General features: G+C 61.5%; 22 protein-coding genes and 2 pseudogenes. 15 read left to right on the forward strand and 9 right to left on the reverse strand.

Translation table 11 applies throughout. From position 1 onward, the window contains the following. Window positions 1-10 precede the first annotated feature (10 nt). The 8 genes from hyfB (at window position 11) to P3T23_RS10180 (ending at window position 8,550) form a co-directional block, all read left to right on the forward strand. Window positions 11-2,020: a hydrogenase 4 subunit B gene (gene hyfB / locus P3T23_RS10145; RefSeq protein ID WP_429316025.1), complete on the forward strand. Its 2,010-nt coding sequence runs from the start codon at window positions 11-13 to the stop codon at window positions 2,018-2,020. Beyond that, window positions 2,017-2,967 carry a respiratory chain complex I subunit 1 family protein gene (locus P3T23_RS10150; RefSeq protein ID WP_429316026.1) on the forward strand — a complete coding sequence of 317 codons (951 nt, stop codon included), beginning with the start codon at window positions 2,017-2,019 and terminating at the stop codon, window positions 2,965-2,967. Before hyfB ends, P3T23_RS10150 begins: the two co-directional genes overlap by 4 nt. Next, on the forward strand, window positions 2,968-3,627 hold the full coding sequence (locus tag P3T23_RS10155) for a formate hydrogenlyase (protein WP_429316027.1): 660 nt from the start codon (window positions 2,968-2,970) through the stop codon (window positions 3,625-3,627). Continuing rightward, window positions 3,620-5,080, forward strand: a complete 1,461-nt coding sequence (locus P3T23_RS10160) for a hydrogenase 4 subunit F (RefSeq protein ID WP_429316028.1) — start codon at window positions 3,620-3,622, stop codon at window positions 5,078-5,080. The genes P3T23_RS10155 and P3T23_RS10160 overlap by 8 nt, the downstream gene beginning before the upstream one ends. Window positions 5,081-5,083: 3 nt before the next feature. Then, window positions 5,084-6,646: an NADH-quinone oxidoreductase subunit C gene (locus P3T23_RS10165; protein WP_429316029.1), complete on the forward strand. Its 1,563-nt coding sequence runs from the start codon at window positions 5,084-5,086 to the stop codon at window positions 6,644-6,646. After that, window positions 6,646-7,173 (forward strand): NADH-quinone oxidoreductase subunit B family protein, encoded by a 528-nt coding sequence (locus P3T23_RS10170; protein WP_429316030.1) that lies wholly within the window; start codon window positions 6,646-6,648, stop codon window positions 7,171-7,173. Before P3T23_RS10165 ends, P3T23_RS10170 begins: the two co-directional genes overlap by 1 nt. A 685-nt stretch (window positions 7,174-7,858) precedes the next feature. Beyond that, the gene (locus tag P3T23_RS10175) at window positions 7,859-8,191 is read left to right on the forward strand and encodes a hypothetical protein (RefSeq protein WP_429316031.1); all 333 of its coding nucleotides are present in this window, start codon (window positions 7,859-7,861) and stop codon (window positions 8,189-8,191) included. A gap of 149 nt (window positions 8,192-8,340) precedes the next feature. Then, the gene (locus tag P3T23_RS10180) at window positions 8,341-8,550 is read left to right on the forward strand and encodes a twin transmembrane helix small protein (RefSeq protein ID WP_429316032.1); all 210 of its coding nucleotides are present in this window, start codon (window positions 8,341-8,343) and stop codon (window positions 8,548-8,550) included. A 214-nt stretch (window positions 8,551-8,764) separates the two neighbouring features. On the opposite strand, the gene P3T23_RS10185 is transcribed toward P3T23_RS10180, so the two are convergent. From P3T23_RS10185 to P3T23_RS10195, 3 genes are all read right to left on the reverse strand, one after another. Next, a complete protein-coding gene (locus P3T23_RS10185) occupies window positions 8,765-9,082 on the reverse strand; it encodes a chaperone modulator CbpM (protein ID WP_429316033.1) in 318 nt (105 codons plus the stop codon). Between the two features lie 6 nt (window positions 9,083-9,088). Then, window positions 9,089-10,021 carry a DnaJ C-terminal domain-containing protein gene (locus P3T23_RS10190; protein WP_429316034.1) on the reverse strand — a complete coding sequence of 311 codons (933 nt, stop codon included), beginning with the start codon at window positions 10,019-10,021 and terminating at the stop codon, window positions 9,089-9,091. A 314-nt stretch (window positions 10,022-10,335) separates the two neighbouring features. Then, window positions 10,336-11,010: an ion channel gene (locus P3T23_RS10195; protein ID WP_429316035.1), complete on the reverse strand. Its 675-nt coding sequence runs from the start codon at window positions 11,008-11,010 to the stop codon at window positions 10,336-10,338. 360 nt (window positions 11,011-11,370) lie between these two features. On the opposite strand from P3T23_RS10195, the gene P3T23_RS10200 reads away from it, so the two are divergent. Together P3T23_RS10200 and P3T23_RS10205 are read left to right on the forward strand one after the other, a co-directional pair. Next, a complete protein-coding gene (locus tag P3T23_RS10200; RefSeq protein ID WP_429316036.1) occupies window positions 11,371-11,964 on the forward strand; it encodes a hypothetical protein in 594 nt (197 codons plus the stop codon). A gap of 204 nt (window positions 11,965-12,168) precedes the next feature. After that, window positions 12,169-12,516, forward strand: coding sequence for a hypothetical protein (locus P3T23_RS10205; protein WP_429316037.1), 348 nt, complete (start codon window positions 12,169-12,171; stop codon window positions 12,514-12,516). Between the two features lie 420 nt (window positions 12,517-12,936). Here P3T23_RS10205 and P3T23_RS10210 read toward each other — a convergent pair. Beyond that, window positions 12,937-13,056, reverse strand: a pseudogene (locus P3T23_RS10210) (BON domain-containing protein); the annotation flags it as partial. Window positions 13,057-13,395: 339 nt separating this feature from the next. Here P3T23_RS10210 and phaZ point away from each other — a divergent pair. Beyond that, the gene (gene phaZ, locus P3T23_RS10215) at window positions 13,396-14,631 is read left to right on the forward strand and encodes a polyhydroxyalkanoate depolymerase (RefSeq protein WP_429316038.1); all 1,236 of its coding nucleotides are present in this window, start codon (window positions 13,396-13,398) and stop codon (window positions 14,629-14,631) included. Between the two features lie 18 nt (window positions 14,632-14,649). Here the strand turns inward: phaZ and P3T23_RS10220 are convergent, their stop codons facing one another. Further along, window positions 14,650-14,982, reverse strand: a complete 333-nt coding sequence (locus tag P3T23_RS10220; RefSeq protein WP_429316039.1) for a hypothetical protein — start codon at window positions 14,980-14,982, stop codon at window positions 14,650-14,652. Between the two features lie 97 nt (window positions 14,983-15,079). Next, a complete protein-coding gene (locus tag P3T23_RS10225; RefSeq protein WP_429316040.1) occupies window positions 15,080-15,550 on the reverse strand; it encodes a universal stress protein in 471 nt (156 codons plus the stop codon). 445 nt (window positions 15,551-15,995) lie between these two features. Here P3T23_RS10225 and P3T23_RS10230 point away from each other — a divergent pair. Then, window positions 15,996-16,186 (forward strand): annotated as a pseudogene (locus P3T23_RS10230) (hypothetical protein); the annotation flags it as partial. 28 nt (window positions 16,187-16,214) lie between these two features. Here the strand turns inward: P3T23_RS10230 and P3T23_RS10235 are convergent. Then, on the reverse strand, window positions 16,215-16,796 hold the full coding sequence (locus P3T23_RS10235; protein ID WP_429316041.1) for a hemerythrin domain-containing protein: 582 nt from the start codon (window positions 16,794-16,796) through the stop codon (window positions 16,215-16,217). Window positions 16,797-17,013: 217 nt separating this feature from the next. Next, complete coding sequence (locus P3T23_RS10240) at window positions 17,014-17,634, reverse strand: c-type cytochrome (RefSeq protein WP_429316042.1); 621 nt, start codon at window positions 17,632-17,634, stop codon at window positions 17,014-17,016. A 214-nt stretch (window positions 17,635-17,848) separates the two neighbouring features. On the opposite strand from P3T23_RS10240, the gene P3T23_RS10245 reads away from it, so the two are divergent. From P3T23_RS10245 to P3T23_RS10255, 3 genes are all read left to right on the forward strand, one after another. After that, window positions 17,849-18,355, forward strand: a complete 507-nt coding sequence (locus P3T23_RS10245; RefSeq protein WP_429316230.1) for a LysR substrate-binding domain-containing protein — start codon at window positions 17,849-17,851, stop codon at window positions 18,353-18,355. A gap of 300 nt (window positions 18,356-18,655) precedes the next feature. After that, the gene (locus P3T23_RS10250; protein ID WP_429316043.1) at window positions 18,656-18,976 is read left to right on the forward strand and encodes a DUF4148 domain-containing protein; all 321 of its coding nucleotides are present in this window, start codon (window positions 18,656-18,658) and stop codon (window positions 18,974-18,976) included. 153 nt (window positions 18,977-19,129) lie between these two features. After that, window positions 19,130-20,602: a hypothetical protein gene (locus P3T23_RS10255; protein WP_429316044.1), complete on the forward strand. Its 1,473-nt coding sequence runs from the start codon at window positions 19,130-19,132 to the stop codon at window positions 20,600-20,602. Between the two features lie 307 nt (window positions 20,603-20,909). On the opposite strand, the gene P3T23_RS10260 is transcribed toward P3T23_RS10255, so the two are convergent. Further along, window positions 20,910-22,025 (reverse strand): dihydrolipoamide acetyltransferase family protein, encoded by a 1,116-nt coding sequence (locus P3T23_RS10260; RefSeq protein WP_429316045.1) that lies wholly within the window; start codon window positions 22,023-22,025, stop codon window positions 20,910-20,912.

The raw sequence follows: 22,025 nt of genomic DNA on the forward strand, positions 1-22,025 counted from the left end.
GACAACGGCGATGGAACACCTTCTGGTCATCCACTACGTGCTGCTGGTCATCGCGGGCTGGCTGGTCGTTAGCGTTCTGGGACTCGCCAGCCTGCGACGAACACGGGTGGTGGCGCACGGGCTGTTTCCGGTCGGCGCAGTGCTCGGCCTGGCTCTGTTCGGGCTGGGCCTGACCGGCGTTTTCGCTGGTCCTCAGGAAATCATCCTGCCACTCGGGTTGCCGAACCTCCCCTTCCATCTTCGGCTTGATGGCCTGTCGGCGTATTTCCTCGCTGTGTTTGGCGTGGTGAGCACAGGCGTGAGCGCGTTCTCCGCCGGCTACTTCCGCAAGGGTGAAGGCACACCGCCCGGATTACTCTGCTTCGAATATCACGTGTGCCTCGCGAGCATGGCGGCGCTGCTGCTGGCAGACGATGCGTACAGCTTCATGGTCGCGTGGGAAACGATGACGGTTTCGGCTGTTTTCCTTGTAATGAGCAATCACCGCATCGCGGAGATCCGTCGGGCCGCTTACCTCTACTTCCTGATCTCCCATGTCGGCGCGCTGGCGCTCCTGTTGTGTTTCGGCCTGCTGCAGGCCAATACCGGCGACTATACGTTTGGCAACATGCGTCAACAGCATCTCGACGTATTCTGGGCATCCGTCGCATTCCTGCTGGCGCTGTTTGGCTTCGGCGCAAAGGCGGGCATCTTCCCACTGCATGTCTGGCTACCCGAGGCTCATCCGGCAGCGCCGTCACCGGTGTCGGCCCTCATGAGCGGCTTTATCCTGAAAGCGGGTCTCTACGGCATTCTGCGCACGGTGTTCGACCTGCTGCACATCCAGCTCTGGTGGTGGGGGGTATTCCTGCTGGCGCTCGGACTCTTCACCGCCCTGTTCGGCGTCGTGTTCAGCGCTATCCAGACAGACATGAAACGGCTGCTCGCCTACTCGTCGATCGACAACATCGGCCTGATGTTCGTCAGCATGGGACTGGCGATCCTGTTTCGCGCGTACGGCATGAACACCTTGGCCGCGCTATCGTTGACGGCGCTGTTCTACCAGATCGCAAGCCACGCGACGTTCAAAACTCTGCTGTTTCTCGGCACGGGTTCCGTGCTCCATGCCACCGGCGAACGCAATCTAGGGCGTCTGGGCGGATTGATCCGCGTCATGCCGTGGACCGCATGGGCGGCGCTCGTGGGCGCATTTGCAAGCGCCGGGCTGCCGCCGTTGAGCGGCTTCGTCTCTGAATGGTTGCTGCTGCAGAGCTTTCTGTTCACGCCGGGCTTGCCGAACCCGTTCCTGAATATGGTGGTGCCGCTCGTTGCGGCACTGATCGCCCTGGTGGCCGCACTCGCGGGCTACACGATGGTCAAGTTTTTCGGCATCATCTTTCTCGGTCAGCCTCGCGAAGCGAAGCTGACCGGGGCGCGCGATGCCAGCCGTTGGGAACGGGTCGGCTTCGTCTGGCTGGCGGCGATATGCGTGTTGCTCGGGCTTCTGCCGGTGCAGTTCGTGGCCGTGCTGGATCGCGTGACCCAGATGCTGGTGGGAGCCGGCATCGGTGCAGCCGTCGCCCGCAATGGCTGGCTGCTGCTTGCGCCCACCAGCGTAGACCGGGCCAGCTACATGCCGGCGGTTTTTCTGCTGTTTTTCTTCGCGTGCTGCGGGCTCGCCTGGCTGCTGGTCCGCCGTCTTTACCATGGACGCCTGCGGCGCGCGGCGCCATGGGCCTGTGGCTTTCCGTTCGTGACCGCGCGCATGCAGGACACCGCCGAAGGGTTCGGGCAGCCCATCCGCGAAATCTTCTCGCCGCTATTCAAAATCGAGCGGCGGCTTCCTTCGCCGTTCGACAAACACCCCGTGTACAGCGTCACCGTGACGGATCGCGCGTGGACCCTGATCTACGCGCCACTGGAACGGCTGATCTCGCGCATCGCTGCGCTGGCGGGGCGGCTTCAGACCGGCCGCATCGCCGTGTATCTGATGCATAGCTTCCTTGTATTGATTGTGCTGCTGATGCTGGTGAGACGATGATCACGCTCTCCGGACTGATCTCGCAGGCACTCGAAATCCTGCTCGCACTCGCGGCCGCTCCGTTGCTCACGGGCTGGGTCAACATGTGCCGCGCCCGGCTGCAGAACCGTCGTGCGCCGAGCATCTGGCAGCCTTACCGGATGCTTCACAAGCTGTTCAACAAAGAGTCCGTGGTCGCCAGCCACGCAAGCCCGATATTCCGCGGCGCGCCTTATGTCGTCTGGGCGTGCATGACGCTCGCCTGCGCGATCGTGCCCACGCTTTCCACCGATCTGCCGCTGTCGCCTGCCGCGGACGCAATCGCGCTGGTGGGCCTCTTCGCGCTGGCTCGTGTGACGCTCTCGCTGGCCGCGATGGACATCGGCACCGCGTTCGGCACGCTCGGCGCGCGCCGCGAGATGCTGGTCGGCTTCCTCGCGGAGCCGGCCTTGTTGATGGTGCTGTTTTCGGCGTCGCTGATCACGCAGTCCACCCTGCTGACCAGCATCGTCTCCACGCTCAGTCATCGCGAGCTGGCGATCTACCCGAGCCTCGCGTTCGCGGGCATCGCATTCACGATGGTGTCGCTCGCCGAGAACGCGCGTCTGCCGGTCGACAACCCGACCACTCACCTCGAACTCACGATGATCCACGAGGCACTGATCCTCGAATATTCCGGCCGGCATCTCGCGCTGATGGAGTGGGCCGCGAGCCTCAAACTGTTCGCGTACTCCTGCATCGGCCTCGCACTGTTCATTCCGTGGGGCATCGCCGAAGCCGGCAATCCGATAGCGCTACTGCTCGCGATACCGGCGCTCTTCGTCAAGTTGCTCGTGGGAGGGGCGGCGCTGGCGGTAGTCGAGACGACCAACGCGAAGATGCGCATTTTCCGTGTGCCGGAGTTTCTCGCGACAGCTTTCCTGCTCGCTGTCATCGGTATGCTCGTTCACTTCCTGCTGGGGGCGTGAATGCACGGGTTCGCCACGCAGATCATCAACTTCCTGGCCGCCACCCTGCTGCTGCTGTCGTTTGCCATGCTCAGCCAGCGCCGGATCCTGTCGCTGATCCACCTCTATACGCTGCAGGGCCTGGCACTTGTGTCAGCCAATGTCATCCTGGGATACGTCACCGCCGACGTGCACCTCTATATCTCCGCCGCACTGACCCTGGTGCTCAAGGTCGGCCTGATCCCCTGGATTCTTTACAGGCTGGTGCAGCGTCTCAACGTCAAGACGGACGTCGAGCCCCTGCTCAATATTCCCGCGACCCTTCTGGTCGGCATCGTGCTCGTGATCATCGCGTTCAACGTCGCGTCGCCGGTCAGCCAACTCGCCTCATCGGTCGCGCGCGGCACGCTCGGCATCGCACTCGCCTGCGTGCTGTTGTCGTTCATGATGATGATTACTCGCGCAAAGGCAATCCCTCAGGTGATCGGCTTCCTGTCGATGGAAAACGGCCTGTTCTTTGCCGCTGCCGCGGCGACGAACGGCATGCCGATGATCGTCGAACTCGGCATCGGACTCGATGTGCTGGTGGGCATCCTGATCCTTGGCGTCTTCATGTTCCAGATCCGCGAGCAGTTCGACAGTCTGGATATTCACCACCTTGAAAAGCTCAAAGATGACTGAGGCCTGGGTACTGCTGCTGGTTTTCGCCATTCCGCTCTTCGCGGGCGCAAGTCTGGCGCTCGTGGGACAGCACCATGTCGCTGCGGAACTCAACGTCGGGTTCAGTTTCCTGACCTTTGCTGCCGCGATACTGCTCGCCGTGCAAACCGTGGCGCACGGACCTGCATTCGCGCTCGGCAAGCTCTTCTTCGTCGATCCGCTCAACGTATTTCTGGTTACGCTGACGGCCTTCGTCGGCTGGACCACCTCGATCTTTTCACGGCCGTACATGCGCATCGAGCGAGACCGGGGCAAGATGTCCGGCCCTCGCATGCGCCTCTACCACAGCATGTATCAGCTGTTCATCTTTGCGATGCTGCTCGCGCTGCTCACCAACAATATGGGCATCCTCTGGGTTGCCATGGAAGCCGCCACGCTCGCCACGGTGCTGCTGGTCAGCGTCTATCGCACAGCGGCAAGTCTCGAAGCCGCGTGGAAGTACTTCATCCTGTGCGGCGTCGGCATCGCGCAGGCGCTGTTCGGCACAATCCTGCTCTATCTCGCGGCGAGCCGGCAGCTCGGCGGCGGCGATGCGCTGCTCTGGACCAGTCTGAACGCGGTCAAAGGGAGTCTCGATCCAACCATCATTTCGCTCGCGTTCGTGTTCCTGCTGATCGGCTATGGCACGAAGGTCGGCCTCGTGCCCATGCACAACTGGCTGCCCGATGCGCATGCTGAAGGCCCCACGCCGATTTCGGCCGTGCTCTCCGGCCTGCTGCTCAACGTCGCGCTCTATGCGGTGCTGCGCTGCAAGGTGCTGGCCGACGGCGCACTCCACAACGGCCTGCCGGGATACCTGCTGGTTGGTTTCGGACTGGTCTCGGTGCTGGTCGCAACCTTTTCTCTGTTCCGGCAAAAAGACGTCAAGCGGCTCTTTTCGTATTCGTCGATCGAGCATATGGGCCTGATGACGTTCGCCTTCGGGCTTGGCGGCCCCATCGCGACCTTTGCGGGCCTGCTCCACATGACGGTGCATTCGCTGGTGAAGTCGGCCATCTTCTTCACCGTCGGGCATGCGGCCCAGAAGGCCGGCACCCAGGCGATCGACGACATCCGCGGGTTGTTACGCGTGAGCCCAACCGTTGGGTGGGGCATGATGCTCGGGACGCTCGCGATCCTGGGCATGCCGCCATTCGGCGTCTTCGCGAGCGAGTTCCTGATCCTGACCACCGCGACGAGCAAACTCCCGTGGGCCACGTCCTTCCTGTTGCTCGCGCTTGCCGTAGCATTCGCGGCCATCTTCGTGCGCGTGCAGGGCATGGTGTTCGGGGACACGACGGCCAAGGTTCTTGAGCACTCGCCGGCGTTGCTGCCGGTATTCGTCCATCTCGGCATTGGGTTGATGCTGGGACTCTACATTCCGCCCTATCTTGCGACGTGGTATCGGCAGGCGGCGGCCATGATCGCGGGGTGACACATGCGCATCGAGGCATTCGGGTTTCCCAACCAGGTCCGCCTGTCCGCGTTTGCGGGCAGGTCTTCAGCCTTTCTCGCACGGGTCGATTCCGACACGTGGACCCGCACGGCCACAACGGTGCGCGAGGCGGGTGGCCGTCTCATCTCGCTGTGGGGCGCCGAAGAGACGGCAGGCGCGTTCGTGATCTCCGCCGCTTATGCGCTGGAAGACGGCATCCTGTGGCTTCAGTTGCCTGCGGATGATGGGCATGAGAGCGGGTACGGATACCCGGATCTGTCGGCCGTCTTTCCATGCGCAACGCGTATGCAACGCGCCGTCTACGATCTGCTCGGACTGCGTGCGATCGGCGCCGAAGATACACGGCCGTGGCTGAATCATGGCAACTGGCCTGCCGATTACTTTCCGTTGCAGATATTGTCCTCCGGGACCGAGCGGTTTCAATCCCGGGAAGCGGACTATCCGTTCGTCCATGTCGACGGTGACGGTGTCCACGAGATTGCCGTGGGCCCGATCCACGCAGGCGTGATCGAGCCCGGACACTTCCGCTTCTCGGTCGTCGGCGAAAAGGTGTTGCGCCTCGAGGAGCGGCTGGGCTATGCGCACCGGGGAATCGAGCGGCTGTTCGCGCACGTGCCCGCGCTCGACGGACACCGTCTCGCAGGACGCATCGCCGGAGACACCACGGTCGCCTTTACCTGGGCCTATTGCATGGCGGTCGAGCGCGCGCTGAACGGACGGATTCCGCCACGCGCGCAGTGGCTGCGCGCGCTGTTACTCGAGCGCGAGCGCATTGCCAACCATCTGGGTGATCTTGGAGCGCTCGGCAACGACGCGGGGTTCGCGTATGGCCTCGCGCAGTTTTCCCGTCTGAAGGAAGACTGGCTACGTCTGAACAATCAGGCTTTCGGACATCGCTATCTGATGGACCGGATCGTTCCCGGGGGGATATTAACGGACCTGGATGCGCGCTTCATCACCGCGATACTGACGCAGTGCGACCAGATTGACGCGCAGGTCCGTGTGATGCAGAAAATTTACGACGACCAGTCAGGGCTGCAGGATCGCTTTGCAGGTGCGGGCGTCCTCTCCGAAAGCGTGGCGGAGCACTTCGGCGTGTGCGGGCTGGTCGGACGGGCAAGCGGCCGGAAGATCGATGTGCGTGTCGATCACCCGTACGCGCCTTACCAGGAGGTTCAGGTGCAGGCGGTCAGCGATGACCGGGGTGACGTGGCAGCCCGGGTCGCGGTGCGGTTCAACGAGATCTACGAATCGGTCCGGTTGATCCGGACTCTCCTTTCCGACCTGCCGGGCGGTAACATCGTCACGCCGATTGAACACGAAGGCGCGCCATCCTGTGGGGTGGGGTGGATTGAAGGCTGGCGCGGCGATGTGTTCATCGCACTCGAGACCGGGGCTGACGGGACCATTTTGCGCTGTCACTGTCATGATCCGTCGTGGCAGAACTGGCCGGCACTGGAACACGCGATCATCGGCAATATCGTTCCCGATTTTCCACTGATCAACAAGTCATTCAATCTGAACTACGCGGGACACGACCTGTAATGTGGCAACTTCTCAAACAGATCGCGAGAACTGACACACCGGATGAGCGTGTGCCAGAAAGTGATGACGCATGGCGCACTGAAAGCCAGCAGATCCAGCAGGACATACTCGACGTACTAGGCCGGGCGCTGTGCATTCGCGAGATCGACGCGGGCTCCTGCAACGGATGCGAACTGGAAATCCATGCGCTCAACAATCCCTACTACAACATCGAAGGTCTGGGTATCAGGTTCGTCGCGAGTCCCCGCCATGCCGACATGCTGCTCGTCACTGGCCCGCTGACACTGAACATGAAGGAAGCGGTGCGGCGGGCATACGAAGCGACGCCCCACCCCAAGCTCGTCGTCGCGGTCGGCGAGTGTGCGTGTACGGGCGGCATGTTCAGGGATAGCTATGCCGTCTGTGGGCCACTCTCGAAACTCGTTCCTGTTGACGTCACGATCCCGGGATGTCCACCGGCGCCCATCGATATCCTGAAGGGTGTTCTCACTGCACTGCGGGTGAAACGGGCAACCCTTCAGCCATGATCGAGGTCACGCCAACGATGGATGGAACAGATTCTCAATATGGGTTGTGAACCGGACAAGTGCATCAGGACCGTCCCGCGCTCAAGACCGGGACCAACGAGAGCAACAAGCAATGCGTGATCGATTGGCCCGCCTGACTGCCGCCGCCAGCGCCTTGCTGCGCAATGCGTGGCCACAGCTACTGACGATGATCGTCTTCATGGCAGCGGTATGGCCTCGGTTGCGTTGACGCTGAAGTGGTGGCTGGTGGAAAAGCAGTCGAACCTCCCGTCCGGCGTCCTCCTCCATCCGGCCGGCCATTCTGAAGCAGCCTCGAATTCAACTCTGGCATGGTCGGGCATCCTGACCCAATGGGGTTCCTGTGCGGTCTTTCTGGTAATCGTAGCGGTATGGGCGCTAAGCGGCAGGCACGTGAAATGAACGTCGAACATCCCGGGCGCGATCGATATGCACGCGCTTTGCGTATCGGCGAACTATGTGGCAAAGTGCCGCGCACTGCACGGATCAGGCTTCGGTATAGTCAGACGGCACAGGGAGTAGCCACCGGTTCGCAGTACGCGTGGTGTCTGGCCTCGCACCCATCGCGGACCGCCTCTCTTCCGGTCATTGACTTCCCACGGTACGCGCACAACCTTTCTGTGCGTCAGACGCGCCTGTGTGTCGGCAGTCTGCGCAAAACCCTCTCATGACACCCGTCAAGTTCATTCTTCGCTACACCGTGGTGCCGCTGATGGCGGTTATCGTCGTTGTGTGCTGGACTTCGTTTCGTTCGTCCGGCGAAATCGATGCACGTCAGTACGCGTCCCTCTCGGCAGCTTATGCAAGTTTCCCCCCCGATCTCCGGCACGACGTCGCGGACGCAATGAAATCCGGCAAACTGCACAAATCGGACTATTCATCGCTAGTGCGGGAATCGCTCGACGATGGAATTGTTCTGAACTGGCCACAGAGAAACAGCACAGATGTTGCAGAAGAACGAGCGACGCTCGCCGCGCTTCTCAAGGCAGACAGGTTCTGATTCGCGCTGTCCTCGAGGGATTTTCCATGTAGATACATTTGCTACAACCACTGCGCGGCATGCGCCCTCTCCCATTCGCTGGCTACGTGCCTCAACCGCCTCGGTTCGTGCGTTCCAGATACGTCTGATTTCACACTGAGCAGCTCATCATGCATTTTATCGTCGCCGTCGCATTCCTCCTGATTATTGGCAGCATGGCTTCCGCGCTCTATTTCATGATGCACGACCGGGGCACAACCCAGCGGATGGTCTGGTCGCTAGCCACGCGCGTGGGGCTTTCCATTTCACTGTTCCTCTCGATCCAATTTGCGCACTGGATGGGGTGGATTCAGTCCACCGGCATTCCATTTGGTCGATAGCGCGGCCACCACCACCGGAACCCGCGACGCAATACCTCGCATACGCCCACATACGCTTTGGGCGTCGTACGGTACTAGCGGTGACCAGTTGACGACCATTGCGAACAGACCATGACACCGACCAGGAAAGGGCGGTTCCGACGAACACGCGATCCATGAGATCATTTGCCGGCGCGGACTCGTCGCCGCTGCCGATATCCGTGACCGCATGGACCTATCCTCGCGGCGAACGCCGGGGGTACGCCCGCAATGCGTCGATTTCGTCCAGCAGGTCGAGTATGAGGGCGACGCCCGGCGCGTTGATCTGGAGGTCGTGCGCCAGCCGCTGCGCGGTCCGGACACGGCGCAGCGACGCGCCACTGAAGCGCCAGTCCTGCGGTCCGTTGCCGTCTGGATCGAACACGCCTTCGGATACCCACAGCGTCAACTCGTCTTCTGATGCTCCGGTTACCCGGCACAGTTCGACGAGCGTGAACTCGACCTCTTCATCGACAAGCTGGCCTTCCAGATGGGTCGTCTCAGATTCTTTCATGATGAATCACCCGTAAAACCGCGCGCGCGGGTCGAAGTTGAACGCCTTCTGCATCGCTTCGTATGCCGCCCTGGCAGGCTCGCTGTCGGCCGGCGGCAACACGATGTTCAAGACAACATACAGGTCGCCGGGTGGTTTGCTGGGGATTCCCTTTCCTTTGAGCCGCAAGCGCCTGCCGCCAGTCGACCCCTTCGGCACCGTCATTTCGACCGCGCCGTCCGGCGTCGTCACCGTCACGTGAGCACCGAGCGCGGCTTCCCAGGGGGCGACCGGCAGGTCGATCGAGACATCGCGGCCGTCGACGTGAAAACGCGGGTGTTCCCGGAAAGCGATTTCCAGATAGAGATCGCCGGCCGGTCCGCCCACCGCTCCGGAACCGCCTTGCCCCGCAAGACGGAGATGCTGCCCGGCGCGCACACCTTTCGGAATGGAAACGTTCAGCGTGCGCGACTGCAGCGCGACATGGCCCTGCGCATCGACAACCGGCAACTGCAGTACGATCGAGCGCTCCGCGCCACGATAGGCGTCCTCCAGATCGATCAGCACCTTCGCGTGGTGATCCTGACCCATCGCCGGCGACGATCCTGCGTAAGCGTGCGCGCCGTGGCCGCCGCCAAACATCGCCGCGAAGAAGTCGTCGAGGTTTTCCTGCGGGCCGCCCTGACCGCTGAACTCGAAACCTTCGTCCCAGTTCGGCGGGGGCTGAAAGTCCTGGCCGTTTCGCCAGTCGCTACCCAGACGATCGTAAGCCGCGCGTTTTTCCGGGTCCTTGAGCACCTCGTAGGCTTCGCCCAGTTCCTTGAAACGATCTTCAGCGTCCGTGTGCTTGCTGACGTCCGGATGATATTTGCGTGCGAGCTTACGATACGACCGTTTGATGTCCTCCTGGGTCGCGGTGCGTTCCAGACCGAGAACCTCGTAATAGTCCTTGTATTTCATTTTGAAAGCCAGACTTGAAGGGATATGGAAGACCGCGCGCTCGAAGGACGCCGGCGGAATACGATAGATTGACTTTACATCTGAATCTGGCGCCTGAGGAGGGTTCTGGCCCGTCCCGTGTCCGACTGCCCATCCGCGCGTCGCGGGTCCGGCCCGGACAGGCGCTGACGGAAGGCGCGGCGCGATGCGATTGCAGCGCGCGACGCCAATGTGCCCTTCCTCAGTTGATCTGCAACCGCTTCTGTTCGGAGGCAGCCTGCTTCCACGAAATCGCCGCTTTCAGCGCGATCAATCCGGTGACCGGCCATTCCGTGTCATTCGCCGGCCGGATGGTGTGTTTTGGCAGCCGCCGCGTCGCCGCGATCCGGCAGCGATCCGCGTAGCCCCTGCATTTCTCTATGCAGCACCGCGATTTCCTCGTGGAGACGCTTGATGTCACGATGCATCTCGCGACGCAGCAGCTTTTCTTCCTGTCCAACGAAGATCGCGGCGATGCTGGCAAAGACCAGCGATAACATTCCATAGCCAAGCAATACAACGAACGCGGCCAACACGCGTGATGCTGGCGTCGTTGGCGCAATGTCTCCATACCCAACCGTGGCACTGCTCTCAAAGGCGAGCCATACGCCCTCGGCATAGCTGTGAACGCGTGGCTCCAGCCAATAGAAACCGGCGCCCCCGAGAGCGAGTATCGCGACTCCCGTGGCGAGTAGCAGAAGCAATCGATTGGATGCGAGCATATTGCGCAGTGACAACACGATGCGCGTAGCCACGATACACATGAACGCCATGCGCAGCACCCATTCCAGCGATGACCATGGAGTAGCACCCCACCCGGCGCTTGCCGCGGCCCCGAGCACGATCAAAACGTCAAACCGGTTGCGCAGCACAACCTGTTTTGGCTTGCGGCTCAGAGTCAGGAGCCAGGCGAACGAAGCTGTGAATCCAGCGAATATGCACACGTACAGCATGCGGGCCGTTGCGATCAAAGCGGGTGCACCGGCAGTTAGTTCGACGTAAAGGCAGGAATGGCGAGCGTGCTGAGCGCGACCAGAATCCAGTGAAGCCACCTCCATGCACGCACGACTCTCGGATCGTCGTGCGAGTCGATACCGTTCAATCCCAGACAGGAAACGCTATTGTCCATTTCTTGATACGCGGTTGCATCGATACCTACCGGGCTCCCGTCCGCCGTCGAACGGCAGCGCGCTCATAGCACCGCCGGCTGACTCGGCAATTCGTCGAACCTGTTCTGTTCAGCCACCGCGATAGCAATCTCAGCCTACCCGGCACGACCGGACATGCCTTGACGCAAGTCAAATGGGAGATAGACGGAGAATTGAGGCTCGATGGGGCCGAAAGTGGAAGCGGCGTGTGAGTTCGCGGCGCGCACGAGGCGGCCCGCGGTCATCGGCTGGAACATCGAAGCCGGCGTGTGGCAAAACCCGGCCGAAGAACCGTCCGCACCCGTACTGTTCGTCTTATTTCCGTCGCTGAAAGATCCGGCGCACGCACCTGGCGACCGTCAACGTCATACCGCTGAGGTCGTGGCAATAATCAACTGGGAGCGGTTCGCGAACTGGAGCGATTCAAGCCTGCAACACCGGCCGGACGAATACACAGATTTCAAGGCGGCGATCGGGCGGAGCCTGCTGGCGCAGTTCGAGCGATATTTTCCCGAGCTTGCCTCGATGGTTGTGTTTCATGAGGTCTCCACACCCTTGACCATGTCTGCCTATAGCGGGGCTCAGCGGGGCGCAAGCTACGGGCTTGAAGTCAGTCCGCGCAGGTTTCTTTCGGAAAGTCTGAAGGCCAGGACGCCGGTTCCTGGGCTGTTTCTCACCGGGCAGGATGTAACAAGCCCTGGTGTCACCGGTGCCATGATGGGCGGCGTGCTCTCCGCAGCCGGAATCGCTCATCAGATCTATTCCCACCTTCGCTAAGACCGAAGCGCCGGCCTGCCTGGTATCCCCGTGATTTCTGTACAAATCACGGGGATACCAGGTTCAAAGAAGATCAGATCGCGTTTGCACTGACGGCACTTCGGTGCGGGCTTGATCAGGATCAACGGAGACGCGTTCAGCTGCTCTCGCGCTCAACGATCAATGACTAGCATGGAACCATAAAGGCCATGAAAGGGGGCTGAAATGCAAGCCGCTCATCATTTTCATCTGGAACTGCGGCACGCAACGATGCCGACCTATGTTGCCAGCTATTTGTTTCCCGTTGTGCTGCTGGCCTACGAGGCTCATCGGGTTGGGAGATGGATTTTCGATTACGGGATGAACTTCGCCAACTTCAGGTTCATGGGTTACGAGTTCCTGCTGATGCTGGTCTTTGTAGCGCTTCAGGCGTACTTTGGCGCTGTTTTCCTGATTGGCGCGTGGATGAGTCGGGATCACGATTTCGAACACCGGGTCGCCAATGTGCTGGCCGGCCTCGGCTGCTCGCTGGCGATCATCACCTTCGACCTGGCGTTGCAGTATGCGCTTTAGTGCGAGTTGTCCGGGGGTCGACCTTATGGACTCTGCAGGCAACGCGATGGGGCAATCGCTGCGCTTCGCGACGGGTTCCCGGCGACACCTCATGCTCGTTCCCATCACCTGCAGAGATTCCGGCCGGTGACGGCGACGTAGATTTCGTCAGCGCTGCGTTACCGATGGCATGGGGCCGGGAACCAGCGTTGCGCAACACCGAAGAGGCCATGGCGGGTAACTGCACCGAACCGGCGTGCGAGGTCGTGAGTTTCGATCATGGGTTGTTGCATCGCCAATCCGGATCCGGAAGAGAGAAATCTGACGGCGTTAAAGGGAGCCCCTGTTCGCGGCCAGCTTCCAATCTATTGCCTTTGACGGCCGTTCGATTGATCCTGATCAACCATGGTGCAGGATCGTCAAGCCGGCCGTCGGGGACAGATGACCGGCCAACGTCACAATACGATCGCGCACTTCGACACCGACACCGGCTGCGTTGATCGCTGGGTCGAACTCAAGCTCCTGCTCGACATCCTGTTTGAGTTGCCTGTCGGTCTTCATGATTTACCTCCGAAGTCTGCGAGCGTAATCTCACTGTGAGCGCCCTGCGCAAGACGGGTTCATGCAGGGTTGTCTTCCCTTTGTCAGCCTGTTCCCCGTGAGTGCCCGGCGATTGATCCGCATCAAATGCCGGTGACCTGCGCGGCGACACGCTATCCGTGACGAGGCAATAGCGCCATTTCGCGCGCCCGACATGCGCTCTGACGGGCACGGTTCACAGAATCCGGTCATCCGCCTCCCGAATTCGACACGCCCGGCATGCTACCGTCCGGTGCCGCAGTGATCGGCGCGCGCTGTCGGAATTCGCAGGGCCGGAAGCGCTCTCACGCAGGAGTAGGCATGTGGTACGCGTGGCTTGAAGCACAGCACAAGCTGCTGCAGATGCTCGGCGGATGGCCTGTGCGTTCGGACGACGCTAGCCGGTTGACGCAATTCCCTGGTGCATCGCCTGCTGCCGGCAGCTCCGGCTGGCTGTCCACCGCGTTCGGACCCGCGCCAGAGCCGCCGCCTTTTGGCATCTCGTCAGTCCGGATCGGTCACAGCGAAGTGCCAATCATCGAGCGTGTGATCGACAGCACGCCATTTTGCGCACTGCGCAAGTTCACCCGTGCCTCCACCCCGATGGCGTCTCCACGCCCCGGAAACGGGCTCGAGCCGATGGAGATATTCGTATGCGCTCCGCTCGCCGGACACCACGCCGTGATGCTGTGTGAAACCGTCGAATCGCTGTTGCAATGCGGCAACGTCTGCATCACTGACTGGACCAACGCGCGTGACGTGCCGTGCACCGATGGTCCATTCGGCCTTGACGACTACGTCCTCACCATCGAGCGCTTTTTACAGTCGGCGGGCGCCGCCAGTCTGCACGTGCTCGCTGTGTGCCAGGCGACGGGACCTGCGCTCGCGGCGACCGCGCTGCAGGCAAGCGCAGGCAAAGCGACGCCGCTTAGTCTCACGCTGATGGGCGGACCGATCGATGCTCGCCTGAACCCCACCAGCGTCGACCGGTTCGCCCGCTCCCACAGCATCGACTGGTTTCGCAACACCGTGATCGACACCGTCCCGCTGCCCTACCGGGGCGCGGGACGCCGGGTCTATCCAGGTTTCATCCAGCACGCGGCGATCGTCGCGTCTCATCCTGAACGTCAATGGGCCGTTCAGTCGCGCTACTGGGCAAGCCAGTGGTCGGGCGACCCGGAAGCCATCGCTCAAAGCCTGCATCGGCTCAAAGAGTACACAGCGGTGCTCGATATGGCCGAAGCGTATTTTCTTGACATGATCCGCGTCTTTTTTCATGAAATCCGACTTGCACGGGGGACCTGGCAAGTCGGCACGCGCCACGTCCGGCCGCAGGATCTGGCTGCCCCCGCGCTGTGTACGGTGGAAGGGAGTCGCGACACGATCACTGGCGCGGGGCAAACTCATATCGCGCACACACTTTGCAGCGGTATTCAGGAGACAGCACGTCGGCAATTGACGATCGCCGATTGCGACCACTACGACCTGTTCACAGGACCGAGATGGTCCCAGCTTATCTATCCCGCGCTCGTCAAGTTCTGGCAGGCACACCAGTAAGGATGCACCGCGCCTGTATCAAGGCACCATCAAGGCGGGGAGAGGTCCAGCGCCGCCTGTGCTGCCTCGTAACCTCGCTGCTGGAGCTCGCGCACTGTCGTTGCCGAAAGCATGAAGGTTGATCCGGCGTCTGATCAGCTCTTCGGCAGCCGGTTCATTTTCCGTCAGAAGTTTCAGCAATGTCTCGCGATCGGGCACTTCGCATTCGAGCAGCCGCCTCGCAATGCGGTCCAGTTGCTCGCGCCGCTCAACGAGCGTGCGCACGACGCGTGCGTGTGCTTCGGCGAGGACCCTGCGCACTTCGTCGTCGATAAGCTTCGCCGCGTTATCGCTGCCAGTTGGCGCCGTCATGATCGAGATCAACCGGCGTTACGTGACGCAGACACCGGAGCGACGGGGCAGGTTCGCTCACAGGCCGAACCCGCCACGCTCAGACAGCTGATGTGTGCTAAACCCTCCCCGTTTCGGAAGATGCATCGCTGCGTACGAGCAGGACGGGGCACGTCGCCATGTGCAGGAGGCGCTCGGCGACGCTACCCAAAATGGCTTTACGTAATCCGCGCTTTCCGTGTGTTCCCATGACGACAAGCTCCGCGCCCTGACGTTGCGCGCAACGCTGCAGGCAATGTGCAACGTCATCGGATCGATCGTGCGTTTCGTCGATTTCCGTATCGCATTCGACGCCCTGTTTGGCAAGCACCTCGCGCGCCGAATGCAGAACCCCATGACCGTCTGCGTGCAGCACGCGGCCGAGGGCTTCCGGATCGTAATAGCCTGCATATGGAGAAAGCCCCCATTTGTCGACCACATACACGGCGTGTACGCGCGCCCCTGAGAGCACAGCGACCCGGCATGCCTCGTCTAGCGCGCGTCGTGATGGATCGCTTCCGTCTATGGCAAGCAGAATCTTGCTGTACATGGTGGTCACTCTCCGCAAAAAGCGTGCTCTGCGGATCTCAACCAATGCTCGCAAGCCAGGAGGGATCCGGATCCAAGGCTCGCCGCATCCCTGTTCGGGCGTAAGGACTTATGAAAGGAGCGGCGGATATTCGACGCACTCCGCTCACGACGAGGCATCGCTATTGTGCGTCCCCGATGGAGCCAACACTTGATGTCTATCAAACTTATGTCGCTCCACGGGGTTTAGATCATACGATTTGCAAGCCGAAACAAATTTTTTCTCCGTTGATCTGCGTCAAGCAACATCGTCACTGAAAAGGCGAGACTCATCGTACGCGCCGCGATTGGCTGCCTCCATGATGCCCGGGCTGTGGCCGAGCACAGCGTGTTCGCGGACGACCCCGGTTAGCGTGCCCAGCTTGTCGAAGGCTGCCGAAACCGGCGCTCGAAGCGAAGGGGGTGCCATGACACTGGCGGTCAATCTCGATGGCGTGCGCGACGTGTACAGGCTCTGCTTTGTGTGCTCACCGTGGGCGCATTTTACGCGTCGGCGGCTCGATCTCCAGTGGGGAACCGCTGGGAGCTGACACCTTGCGACGTGGATACCGGCGCACCGTATAGCGACAGTCCTGATCAGATCCTTAAAGTCGCCTTCGTACTGATCGAGAAGCCCAACCGAACTGCTAACTTTCCGTCTCCGGAATCGTTTCGACGATCATAGAGAATAATTTGCCGAGATCGTCTTCAAGTTTTACGCCGTCGAACGGATCACGATTTGCTCCAAAGGCGGCGTCGACTTCCGCCCAGTCTTCGTTTGTCAGAAGACGTCTGGCGGCTGGCAAAATTAACGTCTCTTCCATACACCGGTGGTCTGCATAGAACTCTGCATAGTCATCCACCACGGCTCGCAGCTCCCGAAGTGCCGGGGCGCCCTTCAATTCATACCGGGTCAGCGCGTGCTCGATATTTCTCAACTTCATGTCACCTCGAGCGTGCTGGGACTCCAGTTCCGTAAGGACGTAGTCAAATTCATCCGTCCGGTCCCGCAGCGGCGTAAACAGGTAACGATCCTCTTTAGGATGATGCACCTGCTGAGGGTACTCGCGGATGTAATAGAGCATCGCCCGAAGCACCATGAGGCCCGGTACGGGTGCACCTGCCGCCAGGAGACGCACAAAGCGCCGCATGCCCTCTACCACAGTCGACATCTGCTCGTGTTCATGAAGGATGACGGTTATGGCACTACGCGGTCCCAGAGACTGCATATCAAACTCCGCAGCAGTACATGAAAAGCATCGGCGAATCGATTTGCTGCTTCACACCAGAAACATGAGCAGGAAGCTGTGCCGATACCTTAATGCTAGTCATCCTCCGCTCGACATCAAAGCGCACTAACGCCACTGCCTTGATGGAGATCAACGGTTGCGCGGACATGGTGGCGCATGGGGTCAGCGCCCGTCGACCGCAGGAATTGGCAACCGCCTATCTGGATTGAAGATAGGCGGTAACGGCCTTGGCCTGCTCGGAATTCAACGTATGAGCAACGGCGGTCATTACGGGTGCGTTGCCGCGGGTACCGTTCTGGAAAACCTCGATCTGATGCAGCAGATACCACTGATGTTGCCCTGCGAGGCGCGGAATCGTACCGGCCCCCTGGGCCTGCGCGCCGTGGCATGAAGCGCAGGCCGGCACGCCCTTGTCCGGCACGCCGTGTTCGAAGATTTCCCGCCCCGTGGCCATCAAGGTGGGGTCACCCGCCGCGCCCCGGGTTGCGGTCTGATGCGAGTAATAATCGGCCAGTGATTTGACGGCTGCCTCGTCCAGCAGTGCGGCTAGGCCCCACATATAATCGCGGGCGGCGGTTTCGCCACGCGCGTGTTCGCGGAATCCCTTGAGCTGGGCTTCGATGTATTCAGGTGTCTGGGCGTTGAGCTTCGGAAACATCGGCGATTCGCTGCGCCCGTGTACGCCGTGGCAGCCAGAGCAAATCTGCCCGGCAATGCGGGCGCCATCCTCGGCGTGTGTGAGGGCTGGTATCAAGGCGATGCCAGCGGCGGCAAGTAGCGCGACCGCGGACATCCGGGGAGCAAATATCTTTTTCATGGACGTTCTCGTGAGGCTGAGCGGATTGAAAATATCAGTGGCCGGGCCATCTGGTCAGCATATGAGCTATCCAGGCTCCGCGCGCAGGGAAACTTGAAGGCTGACGTGCGGTTTCACACATACGAAACGGCGCGGGTACTGTTCCCCATCAAACTGGAGGGCAACGAGGGGTGGGTCGACGGCACCAGTCATGCGCTAAAGCGTCGACTGCGTCCTGCGCGCGGGGGAGATCTTCGATCAATCGCTTGCGGCGCGACAGATCGGCGCCGTCAAGCAGATTCTGTGCGCGACGCCGGCGTACTGGGACAAACACGGGCGGCCTTCGCATCCGTCTGACCTCGAGCATGGCCATGTCGTCATCCGAACCATCGCTTCGCGAACCAACCGGCCCTTTCCGATTGTGGTAACGAAAGATCGTGAACGCGTGGAAGTGCAGAATCGGCGCGGACTCACCTCGAACGAGATCATGGCGTGTCTGACCATGAGCCTGGCCGGTCTCGGTGTCGTACACGCGTTGACGTTTTCCGCCACTACACACCTTCGAAGCGGCGCGCTCGAAGCCGTCCTGAACGACTGGGTATCGGATCCCGTTCCCGTTTTCGTCGCGTATCAGCCAAACCGGCACCTGAGCACGAAGGTTCGCGTGTTCATCGACTGGCTCGCCGCACTGTTTGCGAGCAATGAATCGACCGCGAAGAGCGGGCGCGGCGCGAAGACGTAGCGGCTATCGCTTGACGTCAAACGCTTAACGGAAATCGCTCGATGAAGAAGACCGCTTGAAGGAAGTGCGAAAAATACAGAACCTTCGACCGTCTTCATTTAGCCGGCACGTCGATCTTATTTCCATCGACGGAGACGATCCCGCCGGCGGTCTTGATGATCGGATGTCAGCACGCCATCGCGCGATGAGTGCCACACCCGAATATATCGGGAATGATTGCTTGCCTGGACTCCAGGGAGGGTCGATGGCAGGCGCGAGTGGCCAAGGCGCGTGCAGCGCGACATCTAGAAGGAGGTTCTTGTGAAATCGTTGATTATCGCAGTCGCAACCGTATCGGCTTTTGCCGTCCCGCTCGCCGCGTTCGCACAATCGGATGCAACGCCGACGCGCGCGCAGGTGCAGGCCGAACTGCAGCAACTCGAACAGGCCGGGTATCACCCCGGCGTCGAAGACCCCAACTATCCCGCGAACGTTCAGGCAGCCGAAGCGCGCGTGTCGATCGAAAACGGAGCGACAGGATATGGCGGCGTGATGCCGGGTTCATCGGCGTCGGGGTCGCGTAGCGGCGTTCCGCCTGCCTCTGACGAAGTGTTGAAGCAAATCTATATGGGCGGTCAGTGATCGCGGGCGCATGCAGCAGCAAAGAAGCACCGTCAAACCGCTGGCGACGCATTGTCGTGTTGAGCAAAAGCATCGACGCATGCCAGCGGTGAAGCTTGCACGTAGGAAACAGCGGCTACACGCCGATGCGTTGCGGGCGCAATGGAGATCATCATGACGATTTTTCAGTGGACCGGAAGTGCGGGCACAGGCGATTTCTCGACAGCCGCAAACTGGACGCCTGCAGCGGGTGCGCCGCCCGGACCCAACGACATGGCAAAGATCGAAGGCGCCGCCGTGCCGATCACAGGAACGGGCAACCCGAAAATCCTGTACACGTCGGGCACGGTCAAGCTCGCAGGGCACTTCACCGAGACGTATGGCAGCCCCGTCAACGCACAACAGTTGACGCTGCTGCCGGGCGCGGTGCTGACCACGCCGATGCTTCACTTCGTCGTGGGTATTGAGTCCAACCCGCCGATGATCGGCAATATGAAGGTCGATGCGGGCAGCATTGTCGTGATCGTCGGAAGCCACACGCCGGATAACTACGCGATCGAGATGCCGGAGCTCGCCGGCTCGGATGCGACGCTCGTGGTCGAGGGCGCGGGCGCCGTCGTCAACGGCGGCGATCTGCCGATGTCCATTGGACAGAACGGCCCCGGTGTGCTGACGATCAGGCACGGCGGCGTGATGAGCGTCGGGAATGCCGATCCGCTCATCTACCCGTGGTGTCTGGTGATCGGCAACCACCCAGAATCCAGCGGCACGGTCGACGTGCAGCACGCGGCGCTGCTTGCGCGCGGTCAGATCATCGTCGGCCGCAATTCGACGGGCACGCTGAACGTGGACGAAGGCGGTCTGGTCGTGGCAGAGAATCTCGCGATTGGCTGGGAACCGAAAAGCCAGCAAGTGACGCCGAGCGGGGCTACGACGACGACGGAGGGCATCGGCTCGGTGACGGTCAAAGGGCGCGACGCCCGCCTGATCGTCGATAACCAGCTGGAAGTCCAGCACATGGGAACCGGCTCGCTGACGGTCGAGGATCACGGCTTCGTGTCGGCGGGTGTCGGGATCATCGTGAATGGCGCGATATCGCTGGCGAACGGGATGATCGATACGCTGGCGTTGGGTGTCTACAAGGGCGGGACGCTGTTGGGCAGCGGAACCGTGATCGCCGCGCAGGGCATCGACAACAGCGGCGGAACGATCACGGCCGACGGCAAACTGATCCTTGTAGGCGACATCGATAATGCTGACAACGGCAACGCTTACTCGATGACGGTCGCCGCCGGCGGCGAACTGCAATGTTTCGGCGCTTTGACCGATGACGGCAAGCTTTCGCTTCAGGCCCACAGCCTGGCGTCGCTCGAAGCGGTTGAATCCGGGCAGACCGTCTCGTTCGACGGTCTGCACGCGAAGCTCGTGCTGCGAAGTCCCGGCGCGTTCGCGGGCGCGATCAGCGGCTTTGCACACACTCACGAAATCGTGGTGAATGCTGAGGTGACCGGCATCGTGTTCGGCAGTGGTGTGCTGACCGTGCATGGGCTCAGCAACCTCGTCGTCGCGCAGCTTCAGATGATTGGCCCGTATAACCCGTCCAGCTTCCAGCTAGTGCAGGGGTTCCCTGGTGTGATTACGGTTTGAGGGTTGATGTCGGCGCGGAATGTCTGGATGTACGTCGACAGCACTCGGCCAGGTCTATGTGCCCTTCCAGGCCGGCGCGGCAGGATTCCCGAATGGGGGCATTTCGGTATTTTCCACCCACTAGTCTTATCGGTGCCTCCCCTCGGTGTCTCGCCTTCTAACTGGCGGGATTGACTCGGGATGCCGCAGACACGCTCCAGCAATGATTGGGGGGCGGTCAGCGGCATGGGCATGTCAGTGTTCGCAGTTTCTCGCAGCCATCGACGTGAGATGCGGAGCGTAAGCACGTCCGAACACGCGAGCACGGCTAATGCGCCTTCTGCAGATCCGCAATCGTCGCGGCGAGAAAACGCGCCGCCTCACCGCCCGTGACGACCCGATGGTCGAATGTCAGACTCAGCGGCAGGATCCGATGCACGGCGGGAACGCCGGCTGCCGCCACGACCTGCTCATGAATGCGCCCGGCTCCGAGAATCGCGACAGTGGGCGGCACAACCACGGGAGCCGCATATTTACCGGCGATCATGCCGAAATTCGACAGCGTGATCGTATTGCCGCGCAGTTCCTCCGGCGGAATCCTGCGTGCCCGGATGTCGGCACGCATCCGGTCGAGCCCGCCGCGCAGATCCGCTGGGTCGCGGAGCGCGACGTTGCGCAATACCGGCACGAAGAGGCCATCCGGCAGATCGACTGCGATGCCAAGATCGATCTTCTCCAGCACGTGGCGCCGCCCCGCATGTCCGTCGAACCATGTGTTGAGCCCCGGTTCGGCACGGCATCCTGCCACCAGCGCGCGGATCAGCCGGATCGTGACATCGGTATGCGGCGGCCACGCATCAATGTCGGCGTCGTCGATGACGGTCGCCGCCGCCACTTCGCTCTGCGCGCGCGCCATGTTCTGCGCCATCGCGCGCCGCACGCCGCGCAGCACTTCGGGCGGCCCGAGCTCGGCGAGGACCTTCGCGACGCGCTGCACGTCAGCCGCCGTGATGACACCCTCCGGACCGGATGGCGTCACCATCGCCAGATCGACATCCAGCTTGCGTGCGAGCGCCCGCGCCGCCGGGATCGCCTTGATCACACCGACACCCGCACCCATGCCGCCGCCAGGCGCTGCCGGCGCTTCCTGCACCCCATGCTGGCCGACCTCCATGTGGCCGACCACGGTGCCGGCATCGGCTTCGTCGCCCTCTCCTTCGAAGGCGGCGAGCGGCGCGCCCAGATGCACGACGTCGCCCGGCTGGCCGAACAGCTTCGCGATACGGCCGGATTGAGGCGACGGAATCTCGACGATCGCTTTCGCCGTTTCGACCGACAACAGCGGTTGATCCGCGCGAACCTCTTCGCCGCTCCTGACGTGCCACTCGACGATCTCCGCTTCCTGCAAGCCTTCTCCGAGATCGGGCAGTTTGAAGACTTTCAT

Origin of the sequence: Paraburkholderia sp. GAS448 (assembly GCF_050435685.1) — a bacterium.
GTDB lineage: Bacteria > Pseudomonadota > Gammaproteobacteria > Burkholderiales > Burkholderiaceae > Paraburkholderia.